We start from the raw sequence: 13,648 nt of genomic DNA, 5'->3' as shown, positions 1-13,648 counted from the left end.
CTGCCTTGACAATAATTGCTTAGGCAAATAAATTGCCGCGCATGAATTCAAACACATGCAGCAAGCCGGAGCAGCCTTCTCAGCTGTTCTACGAGCCGGGCCGCTACAACCGGGAAGACAACGTCGGGTTGCTGATGCGCCGCATCATCCATTCCCTGCTGAACCGGGTTGACCACAAGCTGGAAATGCACGGACTCACGCATGCGCAGTGGGCACCGCTGTATGTCATGTCGCGCTACCCGGGGATCACGCTGGCGGAGTTGTCGCGCGAGTTGCGCATTGACCCCGGCGCCATGACGCGGACGCTCGATCGCCTGGAGGCGAAGGGGCTGTGCCGCCGTGAGCGTTCGACTCAGGACCGCCGGGTGATCCACCTGCGCCTCACGCCAGAAGGCGAGGCGGCCTCGGCGCCGGTGCCTGGCGTGATGTGTGAATCGCTCAACGCCTATCTGGCCGGGTTTTCTCGCGAGGAGTGGCAGGGCTTGCTGAGCATGTTGAGACGCATGCTGGCCAACGTGGACGCACTGGAGCAGGCCGAGCATCAGGCTCGCAAGGCCGAAGGAGACCATCAAAAATGAAATCGACGTGGAAGTGGGGGCTGTCAGCCCTGGGGGTGGCCTTGCTGTCTGCCTGTGCCTCGCACAGCGACATCCACTCAGCGCAGACGCGGCTGGATGCCAAGGCATGGGGGCTGGAAGAGGGGGCACTGGCTGAGGCCACTGCACAGCCATCCTGGTGGTTGCCATTGGGTGATCCGCAGCTCAACGCTCTGATGGACCTGGCTTTGTCGGGACACCCGTCGCTGCAGGTGGTGGCAGCTCGAGCCGCCCGTGCGCAGGCCCAGCTGGCCATGCAGCAAGGGGTGGATGCACCCCAGTTGCAGGCGCAAGCCACTGCAGCACGGCGTCGGTATACGGCCAATGGCCTCTACCCTGATCCGATTGCAGGCAACATCTACAACGACGGGACCTTGCAGCTCGAAGGAAGCTGGGAGCTGGACCTCTTTGGCAAGCAGCGCGCAGTGATCGAGTCGGCCCTGGGGCAGGACAAGGCGGCCGAGGCGGATGTGCAGTCGGCTCGCGTGGTGTTGTCGACCCAGGTGGCGCGAGCCTATGTTCAGTTGGGGCGCCTGCTGGCGCAAAAGGCCGTGCTGCAACGCACGCTGGCGCAGCGTGAGGAAATGCTCAGCCTGGTGGCGCAACGGGTCAAGGGTGGCCTGGATACCAAGGTGGAGTTGCGGCAAGGTGAGGGTGCCTTGCCGGAGGTGCGCCAGCAGATTGAGGCGATGGATGAGCAGATTGCCTGGAGTCGCCATGCGCTGGCAGCGTTGACGGCACAGCCCCCGTCTGCCACCGCGGCACTGACGCCCCAGCTGAATACATTGCAAGCTCTGGCTTTGCCCCATAACTTGCCTGTGGATCTGCTCGGTACCCGCGCTGATATCGTGGCTGCCCGGTGGCGGGCCGAAGCCAGTGGTCATGCGGTGGAGGCTGCCCGTGCCGAGTTCTACCCCAACATCGATCTGACCGCCTATGCGGGCTTCAATGCGCTGATGCTGGACCAAGTCCTGTATGGCAGCAGCCGGCAGTGGGGCATCCTGCCTGCCATCCACCTGCCCATTCTGGATGGCGATCGGCGTCGGGCCAATCTGCGTGGCACCGTCGCCGACCAGGACGTGGCCGTCGCCAACTACAACCAGACCGTCATGGATGCAGTCAAGGATGTGGTGGACCAGTTGTCCAGCCTGGCATCCATTGCGCGTCAGCAGCGCGAACAGGCGCAGGCACAGACCAGTGCGGAATCGGCATACGACCTGGCTGTGCAACGCTATCGCGCTGGCCTGGGCAGTTACCTGGTTGTGCTGTCGGCCGAATCTGCCGTACTCAACCAGCGTCGCCTGCAAGTTGACCTGCAGGCACGCACCCTGGATGCCCAGTTGGCGCTGGTTCGCGCTTTGGGTGGCCAACTGGGGCAGCCAACTGGCAGCACCCCCCATGCATCCCTCACTCACCAGAACTTGAACTCGCAGTCCGGAGACCGTTCATGAACGCACCAGTCACGCCGTCCTCTTCCCCGAATCCTCGTCGCAAGAAGGCCATGACTGCTGTCAGCGCCGTGCTGGCGCTGTCTGCCGTGGCCTGGGGTGTTCATTACTTCATGTTCGGTCGCCATGTCGAGCAGACCGACAACGCCTATGTTCAGGCCAATGTCGTGCAGATCACACCGCAGGTGGGTGGCACGGTGCTGGCCATCGGTGCCGATGACACCGACCTCGTCAAGGCCGGTCAGGTGCTGGTGAAGCTCGACCCAGCAGATGCCCGTGTGGCGCTGGACCAGGCCGAAGCGCAGCTCGCACAGACCGTGCGTGAGGTGCGTACGCTCTACGCCAACAACGAAACCCTGAAGGCGCAGATGCAGACCCGCGAGGCCGATGTGGCCAAGGCGAGCAATGAAGTCGAGCGTGCTCAAGATGATGTGAACCGGCGCAAACCGCTGTTGAGCACGGGTGCGGTCGGTCAGGAAGAGTTCAACCACGCCGTGGCCCAATTGAACACGACCAAGACCGCGCTGGCCGCGGCCAAGTCTGGCCTGGCAGCTGCGCAGGAGCAGTTGAGCTCGAACCGCGCACTGACAGATGGCACAACTGTGACGGCCCACCCGAATGTGGCACGTGCTGCCGCCAAGGTGCGGGAGGCTTATCTGGCATTGCAGCGCGTGGCCTTGCCCGCGCCGGTCGATGGCTATGTGGCCAAGCGCAGCGTGCAGGTGGGCCAGCGCGTGCAGGCTGGCACCCCGTTGATGGCCTTGGTGACCTTGCAGCAACCCTGGGTGGATGCGAACTTCAAGGAGAGCCAGCTGCAACGCATCCGCATTGGTCAGCCAGCCACGCTGACAGCCGATGTGTATGGCGAGAAGGTGGAGTTCCACGGCAAGGTGGAAGGTCTTGGGGCGGGCACAGGTGCCGCATTCGCCTTGCTGCCAGCTCAGAACGCAACCGGTAACTGGATCAAGGTCGTGCAGCGGGTGCCGGTGCGCATCGCGCTGGACGCTGCGGAGGTCAAGGCACACCCCTTGCGCGTGGGTCTGTCGATGGAAGTGGCGGTCGATGTGAGCAAGCAGGACGGCGCGGTGCTGTCGGATACCGTTCGCAAGGGCCATGCCCTGGAGACCGACGTGTTTGCCCAGCAGCAGCGGGATGCCGACGCACTGGTCAAGCGCATCATCTCGAGCAACCTGGGTCACCAGGCCAGCGTGGGGGCCTGATTCATGTCGGAAGAAGCTTCTTCGGGGGCGCAGCCAGCGGCCGGGCCGCCTGCCGCACCACCGCCCTTGACGGGCTCGCAGTTGGCCATGGGGACGCTGGCGCTGTCGCTGGCGACCTTCATGAATGTGCTGGACACCTCGATTGCGAACGTGTCGCTGCCGGCGATTTCGGGTGATCTGGGCGTGAGCACAACCCAGGGAACCTGGGTGATCACCAGTTTCGGTGTGGCCAACGCCATTTCCGTGCCCCTGACTGGTTGGTTGACCATGCGGTTTGGTGCCGTGCGGCTGTTCACGCTCAGCGTGCTGCTGTTTGTGGTGGCGTCGTGGATGTGTGGTCTGGCCCCCAGTCTTGAAATCCTCATCGCTTTTCGGGTGTTGCAGGGCCTGGTGGCGGGCCCCATGATCCCCTTGTCGCAGACCTTGCTGCTGTCCAGCTACCCGCGGGCCAAGTCTGGCATGGCGCTGGCGATGTGGTCCATGACGACCCTGGTGGCTCCGGTGACGGGGCCCTTGTTGGGGGGGTGGATCACGGACAACATCGCCTGGCCATGGATCTTCTACATCAACATCCCGGTGGGGATCTGGGCGGCCCTGGTGACCTGGCGCATTTATGCGAGCCGGGAAACTGCCACCCGCAAGCTGCCCATCGATGGGGTGGGGCTGTGCCTGCTGGTGCTGTGGGTGGGGTCGCTGCAGATCATGCTCGACAAGGGGAAAGAGCTCGACTGGTTTGAAAGCAACCAGATCGTGGCGCTGGCCGTGATGGCCGTCGCAGGTTTCCTGTTTTTCCTGGTCTGGGAGCTGACCGAGGCGCATCCGATCGTCGACCTGCGTCTGTTTGCCCGCCGGAACTTCGCGCTGGGTACCTTGACCTTGTCGGTGGCCTACTGTCTGTTCTTCGGCAGTGTGGTGCTGCTGCCCATGTGGCTGCAGCAGTACATGGGCTACACCGCGACCGCAGCGGGCATGGCCATGGCACCCGTGGGCATTCTGGCCTTGCTGTTGTCCCCATTGGTTGGGCGCAGTGTGTCCAGGCGAGACCCGCGTGCGTTGGCCACGGTTGCCTTTCTGGGCTTCGCCCTGGTGTTGTGGATGCGCTCGCGCTTTGTCACGCAGGCGGACATGGTCACCATCCTGATCCCCACTGTGTTGCAAGGGGGCGCGATCGCGTTCTTCTTCATCCCACTGAGCGCCATCGTGCTGTCGGGCCTGCCGGTCGAGAAGATGCCGTCCGCATCAGGGCTGAGCAACTTCACACGGATCACGGCTGGGGCGATGGGCACGTCTGCCGTGACCACCATCTGGGATAACCGTGCGACGCTGCATCATGAACATCTCGCCGAAAAGCTCAGCCTGGGGGATGCGGCCATGTCCCAGACCCTGATGGCCTTGCAGCAGGTCGGGTTGAGTCCGGAGCAGGCCCTGGCCCAGCTCAACCGGCTGGTGGATCAACAGACCTACACGCGGGGCGTCGACGATGTGTTTCTCGCCTCGGCCTGGCTTTTCCTGCTGATGATCCCGCTGGTTTGGCTGGCCAGGCCCGTGAAGGCTGCGCCAGGTGCCGCAGCCGATGCGGGTGGTGCGCACTGACGTCATGTGCGCTTCTCCACAAAGACAAACCCCGCCGGGATGGCGGGGTTTTTTGTCGGCTGGTGCGCCAGTGATCAGGCCTTGGGCACCACGTAGTTGACGTCGGTCATCAGGTCGACACCACAGCTCAGGTCTTGCACCCACTCGATGAACTCGTTGATGGCCTTGCCTTGCAGCGGTGCACCGTGCTGCGGCACGATCATGTCGATGTCGAGCGTTTTGACCATGCGGGCCCACAGGCGCAGGATTTTGTTGGAAACCATGTAGCGGCGGTGGAAAGCTTCCATCTTCGGCAGAGCCGAGGCCAGCGATGTGATGGGCTTCTTGGCCTCCTCGCCGCTGATCAGCGACACGCCCAGGTCACCCGAGAACAGGATCTTGCTGATCGGGTCGTAGAACTGGAAGTTGCCCTCAGCGTGGAGGAAGTGCGCCGGAATGGCGATCAATTCGCTGTCGCCAATGGGGATGTGCATGCCTTGATCAGGGATGCCGACGATGCGCCCCGTGGTTTTGCCTGGCTTGCAGAAGTGCGGCAGAAAGCGCTCCCACAGACGCGACACATAGATCTTGGCCGTGGGCGTGGCCGTGGTCCAGCGGTCCAGCGAAGCAATGATGTCGGGGTCGGCGTGCGAAGCGAGGATGGCCGACAGCTTCGACGGAGGGAAATACTTGGTCATGCCCAGGTAGAGCTCGCTGTATGCGAGGTTGCCACCCGGGTCAATGATGGCGCCAGTGTCGTTGTTCACGACCAGAAACTGGTTGGCCTGAACCGCTTCACCACCCTCATTGCAGAGATCCGTGAACATCAGGCAGACATGGCCATCGCGACGATACAACTCAATTGGCATGGTGATCTTTCAGGTTCGTCAAGGCCAGAGAGAAAGAAGAAAGCTGGCGTGCAGGTTAGCTGAACGCCAGCTGTTTCGAGGGATACGAATGTTTATGACGTGGATTTTAACCGGGATCAATTTCTGACAACGGCGGACAACTTGTGATGATTGCAAGCCAAGTGATCGTCAAGTGATCTGAAAATGATTGTTTTCTGTGTTCTGGTGTCAAGCAGCGCTCATCTGCCCCGTTCCAATCTTGAACACGCTGACTGCTTCAACCAGTTTGCCGGCTTGCTGTCGCAGGCTTTCGGCGGCGGCTGCAGACTCCTCGACCAGGGCTGCGTTTTGCTGGGTCACCTGATCCAGCTGGGATACCGCTTGACTGACCTGGCCAATGCCGCTGGTCTGCTCCAGCGTTGCTGCACTGATCTCGCCGATCAGATCCGACACACGTTTGACCTGGGCCACGATGTCCGACATGGTGTTGCCAGCATCGCTGACCAGTCGGGATCCGGCTTCGACCCGTTCGACACTGGCGCCAATGAGCGACTTGATTTCTTTGGCAGCGTCGGCCGAACGGTGGGCCAGGTTGCGGACCTCGGTGGCCACCACGGCAAATCCGCGCCCTTGCTCACCAGCTCGGGCCGCTTCCACCGCTGCATTGAGGGCCAGGATGTTGGTCTGAAAGGCAATGCCGTCAATCACGCTGATGATGTCGGCAATCTTGCGTGAACTGGTCGTGATGTCATCCATGGTGCGGACGACCTGATCGACCATGTCTCCGCCCTTGCTGGCAACCGAGCGGGCCGCTGCAGCCAGTTGATCCGCCTGTCGGGCCGCGTCTGCGTTTTGCGTCACCGTGGCGTTGAGTTGCTCCATTGAGGCCGCAGTCTGTTGCAGGCTGGATGCTTGCTGTTCCGTGCGCTGGGACAGGTCGGCATTGCCTGTGGCGATCTCGCTGGAACCCGTGGCGATGCTGTCAGAGCTGTTTCGGACCGTGGCCACCACGTTGGCGAGGCTGCTGTTCATGTTCAGCAGTGCCTTGAGCAGTTGCCCCGTTTCGTCCCGGCCGTGCACCCGGAAGTCTGAGGTCAGATCACCCGCGGCAACCGTCTCGGCGATGGACACAGCCAGCTCGATCGGTTTGGTGATCGATCGGGAAATGAACCAGCCAATGGCGGCAGACGCCAGCGTGGCGAGTGCCGCCAGCCCAATGGTCAGCGCGATGGCAAATTGACCAGCCGACTTCGCCTCCTGCGCATCCTTGACCATGCTGTCGTTCTGATAGGCAGACATGGCGTGTATGGCGTTCTGGTAGGCCAGTTGCGGTCCGCGCAGATCCTTGATGAGCGCGATGCGTGCCGAGTTGGCCTCGTTGCCGGCCAGGAGCTTCAGGACGTTGTCGCGCTGGGCCGCAAACTGGGCGCGCGCAGATTCGATGTCCTTCAGCAAGGCACGTCCTTTTTCTGTCTGGATGCTGGCCTTGAAGTGGTTGAATTTGGCCTCGAATTCCTTGGAGGATGCCTTGACGCTCAACAGGTCATTGCGGGCGTCTTCCGGGAAGTCCTGTTCCAGCAGGGCGGAACTGAGGGCGCGTGTCTGCTCCAGAATCCGCCGCTCGATCTCGTTGATCTGGGCGATCTTGGCGTAGCGTTCGTTGACGATCGACTCGGTGGTGGCGTTGATGCTGATCACACGGGTGATGGCCACCACCGAGATCAGGATCAGGAAGGCAATCAGCACGCCGAACCCCAGGGTGAGCCGGGTGCCAATCTTCAAATCGTTCAATGCAATCATGTACAGCCTTTTCTCATGTTGCGTTGGATCAAGGGTTAACCCTAGATTACGGTTCATGAGCCGATATCGGCTGCGAAAAAAGCCACGGTTTTCAGGCTTTTTCGTACGCGTGCCACATTTGAGACAGCGTTGTCCTGAAATCAGGACAGATGAGGTTGCATCAATGCGACAACCTGCTCCAGTGCATTGGATTCGTCACATGCAACAGGTGTGCGCCACGGCATGCTGCGCAGCCAGGTGATCTGGCGTTTCGCAAGCTGTCGGGTGGCCGCCATGCCTTTGTCCACCACGTCGGCCAGCACGGTCGGGTCATGGAGGTCGAGCCCCTGGTCCAAGGCTTCCCAGACCTGACGATAGCCTACGCAGCGGATCGAGGGCAAGTCCACGTTCAAGTCCGCGCGCTGCCGCAGGCGCAGCACTTCGTCCACAAAGCCGTCCGCCATCATCTGCTCGAAGCGCAAGGCGATGCGGTGGTGCAGCCAGCTTCGCTCGGCGGGCTCCAGTGACACCATGAAGGCGGGCGGGGGATTCGATGGGGCAGCAGTCTTGCGTTGGTGAAAGCTCGAAAGCGGTTGGCCACTGCTGTGCCACACCTCGAGCGCACGCTGGATACGTTGCGTGTCGCCAGGTGCGAGGCGCGCAGCGGTCAGCGGGTCGACACGTGCCAGTTCGGCATGCATGGCTGGAGAGCCTTCTGCTTTGAAGCGGGCGTCCAGCATGGCGCGGATGACAGGGTCGGACTGTGGCATGTCATCCAGCCCTTCAAGCAGGGCCTTGATGTAGAGCATGGTGCCGCCGACCAGCAAGGGGTGTCGACCACGTTCGCGGATCTCTGCCACGAGCCGGCGCGTGTCGCTGACAAAGCGGGCAGCGCTGTAGCTCTCGGCCGGGTCGATGATGTCGATCAGATGATGCGGGACGGCAGCCAGTTCTGCCGCTGTCGGCTTGGCGGTCCCGATGTCCATGCCACGGTAGACCAGTGCGGAGTCCACGCTGATGATCTCGATGGGAGCCAGTCTGGCCAGGGCCAAGGCCGCCGCGGTCTTGCCTGATGCCGTGGGCCCTGAGAGGATCAGAAAAGGGCGGTCGCTGATGCTGCTCATGTTCAGTGGGCCGTGTGGGGGGGCGTGCCATCGCGCTGAACGCGGCCCATGGCCACCCAGCTGGTCATCAAGGCGCCGGCGGCCATGCCCAGGGTCAGCGGGTAGATTGATTGCGCCCATCCGGGGTGTTTCATGGTTAGCCCCAATGCACTGCCGATGACGAAGGCCAGTGCGGACAGCATGAATCCCGACAGGGCGGATGCCGCCCCGGCGTGTCTTGGAAACGCAGCGATCACGCCGGTCTGCCCACATGGCTGGTTGATGCCGTGGCAGCAGCCATACAGCCACATGCCGGGCAGTATCCAGGCTGCGCTGGGCTGGAAGGAGGTGGTTGCGGTGAGCAGGGACATCAGCAGCATCCAGAGGGCCGCGCCACCTGCTGCCAAGCCTGCCACGCGCACGGTGCCGACCAACCCTCGGTGGGGCAGTAGTCGCCTGCAGATGGCCACGCCGACCAGGTAGGCCAGCGAGATGCTTGCCATGTATGCCCCAAACGCCTGTCTCGAACTGCCCAGCACGTTGATGAAAATGAAGGACGAGCACGAGAGGTAGACATACAGGCCCCCATAGCTGGACGACACCAGCAAGGCATGGGCGCGGAAGGTCGGGTGCTTGGACACCGTCCACCAGTCACGCAGCATGGTGGGAATGGATGTACCGCTCTGTCGACGGTGGCTGGGCAGTGATTCAGGCAGCATGGTCACCACGAACACCAGCGTCATCGCCCCGGCGATGCCCACCAGGGCCAAGGTGCTGCGCCACCCCAGATAGGCGGCGGCCAGCCCGCCGAGGATGGGGCCGCTCAGCGCAATGATGCCCAGGCCTGTCAAGCCGCGGGCCATCATGCGGGCACCGTCGGCAGGCACATAGAGGTCACGCACCATGGCGCGGCCACACACCACGGCGGCAGACAAGCTGGCACCCTGGGCTGCGCGCGCCAGCAGCATGACGCTCAGATCGTCAGCCAGCATGGTCAACAGGCTGGACAACACAAACAGACTGAGGCCCGCGATCAGCACGGGGCGACGTCCCAGGCGGTCAGCGACCGGTCCCCAGATGAGTTGACCGAATCCAAATGCGAGCACGAGCACCGCCAGTGTTTGCTGGGCGCCGGAAGGTGTCGTGCCCAGGGCGGTCTGCATCTGAGGCAGGGCTGGCACGTACAGGTCGGTTGTGATGGGCTGCAGGCCCATGAGCAGACCCAGGGCCAGTACGATGACCCAGTCAGCCGGTCGGCGTTCGGTCACGGCCTGATCAGAAGCGCTCATCGGTCCTCAGGAATCGCCATTGGCCCATGGGGAGATCGCCGAGCGCGATACGGCCCATTCGCACACGCTTGAGCCCGGTCACCTTCAGACCCACCAGCTCGCACATGCGCCGGATCTGGCGTTTGCGGCCTTCGCGCAGCACAAAGCGCAACTGGTGCTCGTTTTGCCAGGACACCTTGGTGGGTTTGAGGCGATGACCATCCAGCTCCAGTCCGTGGCGCAGGCGTTCCAGATCGGCTTCGGGGAAGATGGCCGAGACGTTGTCGGCTTCTGGCTGGGCCTGGTACTGCACCCGTACCAGGTACTCCTTCTCGACGAGCGAATCTTCGCCAATCAGGGCCTTGGCAATGCGCCCGTCCTGGGTCAGCACCAGCAGCCCGGTCGAGTCGATGTCCAGCCGCCCGGCTGGGGCCAGGTGGCGCAGATGGTGACGCGCGAACTTGCGCTTGCTGCGGTCGCCATTCCACTGGTTTTCGGGGCGGATGAGGGTGACAGCAGGCTCGTAGCCGTCTTCGGCTTGTCCGCTGACATAGCCGATGGGCTTGTTCAGCAGGATGGTGACCCGCTCAGCTTGTTGCGTACGCGCCAGCGGGTCGATCGAAATGTCCTGCTCGGGGAAGATGCGTGTTCCGAGTTCATCGACCACCTTGCCGTCCACGCGGACCCAGCCTTGCTCGATCCACTCGTCGGCCTCACGGCGCGACGCCAGTCCACGCTCGCTCATCAGTTTCGACAGGCGCACGCGCCCATCTTCCTCACGTGGCGTCACGGGGGGGCGTGGTGAGCGCGGTTCCGCTGTGACCGGGGCGTCTTGCCTTGATGGGGCTGGCGGGCGTGCATCCCGAGGGGGGCGAAGTGTCCCAGGGTGTGAGGGTGCCTGGTCGCGGCGCGGCCGAGCTGCCGGGCGATGATCGTCTGGGCGGCTGGAGCGCGGTTTGCCTTCGTTGGGGTGGGTTGGGCGTTCAGCACGTTGTTGTTCGGCCTGCGCCGCCGTCAGGCGGGCACGCGGAGCACTGCCAGCCCCCCGCACGGGTTGGCGGTGGGGCTTGTCTCGGCCAGCAGGGGTCTCGGTGCCTGTGTGGGCCTTCAGCGTGATTTTCTTGCGTTCAGTCATGGTGTCTCGTGTTCTTGTCAGCGGCCGCGCAGGAAAAGGGCATCCAGTTCCTTCAGGGTCAGTTGGCGCCAGGTTGGCCGACCGTGGTTGCACTGGTCTGCGCGCTCGGTTGCTTCCATGTCGCGCAGCAGCGCGTTCATTTCAGGCAGGGTGAGATGGCGGTGTGCCCGCACGGCACCGTGGCAGGCCATCGTGGCCAGCAGCTCGTGCTGGGCGCGGCGGATCACATCACTGGCGTCAACCTGCGACAGTTCGGCCAGCACCGATCGAGCCAGCTCCACGCCATCTGCCTGTGTCAGGGCAATCGGTACCGCGCGCAAAGCCAGCGTATGAGGCCCCAGCGGGTCCACATCCAGGCCCAGGGCCTGGAGCGTTTCCCGGTGTGTTTCCGCCGTGGCCGCCTCTTCCGGCGTCGCGGCAAAGCTCTGCGGGATCAACAGCGGCTGGCTTTCAATGCGTTCGTTGGCGAGTTGCGTCTTGAGGCGTTCATAGACGATGCGTTCGTGCGCGGCATGCATGTCCACAATCACCAGCCCATGGGCGTTTTCAGCGAGGATGTAGATGCCGCCAACCTGGGCCAGTGCCTTGCCCAGCGGCCATTCGTGTGCGTCGGCCTGTGCATGGTCAAAGCCCGCGTCTACAGGCAAGGGCGCGGCAGCCGCTTGCAAGGTGCTGGCAGCCAGACCGAACCGGGCGGCGCTGTCATCTTCCAGGCGAGCCTGTCGGGCGACAGGCGCCCAGTTGTCAGGTGTGCGCTCCTGAGCAGAAAAGGGCGTGGATGCGGGCAGCTCGGGCCAGCCGGACCAACGTTGCTCGGCGGGCGCATCGGCGGGGCGTTGCCAGGGCAGGGGGCTTTGGCGGGTGGTCGACAGCGGGGCGCTGCCCGGTGCAAGGGCAGGCTCCATCCTGGTGTCAACTGGATCTGTCGTTGGGGGCGTTTGCGAGAACGGCTCTCCGCCAGGCTGCTGGCTGCCGGCCAGTCCAGCCCGCGACACAGCCAGCGCCGCCTCGACAGCCTTGCGCACAGCCTGGTGCACTTCCCGCGAGTCCCGGAAACGCACCTCGATTTTGGTCGGATGGACGTTCACGTCCACTCGGTCGGGCGCGATCTCGATGAACAGGACGTAAGAGGGCTGTTTCGAGCCATGCAACACATCCTCGTACGCTGATTTGACGCCGTGCGTGAGGAGCTTGTCGCGGACAAAGCGGCCATTGACATAGCAGTACTGCTGGTCTGCACGTGCGCGGGCTGCATCCGGCAGGCCGGTGTAGCCATACACCCGCATGGGACCGATCGACAGCTCAACGGGGCGGCTGTCCTGCATGAAGCCTTCCCCCAGCACATCACTGATGCGCTGGGCCATCGGTGCGGCACGCCATTGCTCGACCAGCTTGCCTTCATGCCAGATCGCAAAGCCGACATCGGGTCTGGCCAGGGCATGGCGGCGGACGGCTTCGATGCAGTGCGCCAGTTCGGTGCCCTCGGTTTTCAGAAACTTGCGCCGCGCCGGGGTGCTGAAAAAGAGTTCGCGAACCTCCACGCTGGTGCCCGTGCCCCGCGCAGCTGGTGTCAGCTCACCCGAGCGGGCATCCAGTCGGTGCGCGTGAGCCGCATCGTCCGTACGGCTGGCCACGGCCATTTCCGACACCGATGCGATGGCTGCCAGGGCTTCGCCCCGAAAGCCCATGGTCGACACGTTTTCCAGTTCCTGCAAGGAGCGGATCTTGCTGGTGGCGTGGCGCTTGAGTGCCAGCGGCAGCTCTTCCACGGGGATGCCGCAGCCATCGTCTTCCACCAGGATTTGACGGATGCCGCCTGCCAGCAGCTTCAAGGTGATCTGGGTGGCGCCGGCATCGAGCGCATTGTCGACAAGCTCGCGCACCACGGATGCGGGGCGCTCAACCACTTCGCCAGCGGCTATCTGGCTGATCAATTCATCGGGTAGCTCGCAGATCGTGCGGCGATTTGGCGTTGTCGTCATCAAAGGATTGTACGAAGCCCCCTGATAATGCGTGCATGGACATCGTGCATTTCCTTCTGGATTTCATCCTTCACGTCGACCAGCATCTGGCGAGCTTCATTCAGAACTACGGTCTGTGGGTGTATGCCCTGCTGTTTCTGATCATCTTTGTCGAGACGGGGGTCGTGGTGATGCCCTTCCTGCCAGGCGACTCTCTGCTGTTCGTGGTGGGGGCGATGTGTGGGGTGGGGCTTATGCACCTCCCCTTGACGATTGGCCTGCTGTGGGCGGCTGCCGTTCTGGGCAATCAAAGCAACTACACGATCGGGCGGATCATCGGCCCCAAGGTGTTTCAGTGGGAGCAATCCAGGCTGTTCAACAAGAAGGCCTTTGAGCAGGCCCATGCGTTTTACGAGCGCTATGGCGGCATCACGATCATCGTGGCCCGCTTCATGCCGTTCTTGCGCACGTTCGCCCCGTTTGTGGCGGGGGTGGCCGCCATGACCCGAGCCAAGTTCACGCTGTATGACGTGACGGGGGGCGGGCTGTGGGTGGCCGGTGTGACGCTGGCAGGTTACTTCTTTGGCAACATCCCGTTCGTCAAAGCACACCTCAATCAGATCATTTGGGCCATGGTGCTGATCCCGGGGGCGCTGGCGGCTTTCGGTGCCTGGCGTGCCGGGCGCAAGGCTGCATCGCAACCTGCGGCCTGATCGGG

11 protein-coding genes are annotated in these 13,648 nt (G+C 63.1%); 5 read left to right on the top strand and 6 right to left on the bottom strand.

What is annotated here, in order from left to right:
- Positions 1–41: 41 nt before the first annotated feature.
- Genes ACE3PH_RS08115 through ACE3PH_RS08100 form a run of 4 tightly spaced genes read left to right on the top strand, consistent with a single transcriptional unit; the run spans position 42 to position 4,857 of the window.
- Positions 42–578 carry a MarR family winged helix-turn-helix transcriptional regulator gene (locus ACE3PH_RS08115; protein WP_374317697.1) on the top strand — a complete coding sequence of 179 codons (537 nt, stop codon included), beginning with the start codon at positions 42–44 and terminating at the stop codon, positions 576–578.
- Entirely contained in the window at positions 575–2,047 is a 1,473-nt protein-coding gene (locus ACE3PH_RS08110; RefSeq protein ID WP_374317695.1) for an efflux transporter outer membrane subunit, read from the top strand. Before ACE3PH_RS08115 ends, ACE3PH_RS08110 begins: the two co-directional genes overlap by 4 nt.
- Positions 2,044–3,264, top strand: coding sequence for an efflux RND transporter periplasmic adaptor subunit (locus ACE3PH_RS08105; protein WP_374317693.1), 1,221 nt, complete (start codon positions 2,044–2,046; stop codon positions 3,262–3,264). The genes ACE3PH_RS08110 and ACE3PH_RS08105 overlap by 4 nt, the downstream gene beginning before the upstream one ends.
- A 3-nt stretch (positions 3,265–3,267) precedes the next feature.
- Entirely contained in the window at positions 3,268–4,857 is a 1,590-nt protein-coding gene (locus ACE3PH_RS08100) for a DHA2 family efflux MFS transporter permease subunit (RefSeq protein WP_374317691.1), read from the top strand.
- 74 nt (positions 4,858–4,931) lie between these two features.
- On the opposite strand, the gene ACE3PH_RS08095 is transcribed toward ACE3PH_RS08100, so the two are convergent.
- The 6 genes from ACE3PH_RS08095 to mutL form a co-directional block, all read right to left on the bottom strand.
- Positions 4,932–5,705, bottom strand: a complete 774-nt coding sequence (locus ACE3PH_RS08095; protein ID WP_374317689.1) for an MBL fold metallo-hydrolase — start codon at positions 5,703–5,705, stop codon at positions 4,932–4,934.
- A gap of 207 nt (positions 5,706–5,912) precedes the next feature.
- Positions 5,913–7,484 (bottom strand): methyl-accepting chemotaxis protein, encoded by a 1,572-nt coding sequence (locus ACE3PH_RS08090; RefSeq protein WP_374317687.1) that lies wholly within the window; start codon positions 7,482–7,484, stop codon positions 5,913–5,915.
- Positions 7,485–7,624: 140 nt separating this feature from the next.
- Positions 7,625–8,587, bottom strand: a complete 963-nt coding sequence (gene miaA, locus ACE3PH_RS08085) for a tRNA (adenosine(37)-N6)-dimethylallyltransferase MiaA (protein ID WP_374317685.1) — start codon at positions 8,585–8,587, stop codon at positions 7,625–7,627.
- Positions 8,588–8,589: 2 nt separating this feature from the next.
- Positions 8,590–9,855, bottom strand: a complete 1,266-nt coding sequence (locus tag ACE3PH_RS08080) for a multidrug effflux MFS transporter (RefSeq protein WP_374317683.1) — start codon at positions 9,853–9,855, stop codon at positions 8,590–8,592.
- Positions 9,842–10,969 carry a pseudouridine synthase gene (locus ACE3PH_RS08075; protein ID WP_374317681.1) on the bottom strand — a complete coding sequence of 376 codons (1,128 nt, stop codon included), beginning with the start codon at positions 10,967–10,969 and terminating at the stop codon, positions 9,842–9,844. Before ACE3PH_RS08075 ends, ACE3PH_RS08080 begins: the two co-directional genes overlap by 14 nt.
- 17 nt (positions 10,970–10,986) lie before the next feature.
- Entirely contained in the window at positions 10,987–12,951 is a 1,965-nt protein-coding gene (gene mutL, locus ACE3PH_RS08070; protein WP_374317679.1) for a DNA mismatch repair endonuclease MutL, read from the bottom strand.
- A gap of 35 nt (positions 12,952–12,986) precedes the next feature.
- Between mutL and ACE3PH_RS08065 the strand changes: the two genes are divergently transcribed.
- The gene (locus ACE3PH_RS08065) at positions 12,987–13,643 is read left to right on the top strand and encodes a VTT domain-containing protein (RefSeq protein ID WP_374317677.1); all 657 of its coding nucleotides are present in this window, start codon (positions 12,987–12,989) and stop codon (positions 13,641–13,643) included.
- Positions 13,644–13,648: the final 5 nt, after the last annotated feature.

This window comes from Aquabacterium sp. (genome assembly GCF_041909175.1).
In the GTDB taxonomy this organism is placed as follows: domain Bacteria; phylum Pseudomonadota; class Gammaproteobacteria; order Burkholderiales; family Burkholderiaceae_C; genus Aquabacterium.
This window is presented reverse-complemented; position numbering and strand designations above follow the sequence as displayed.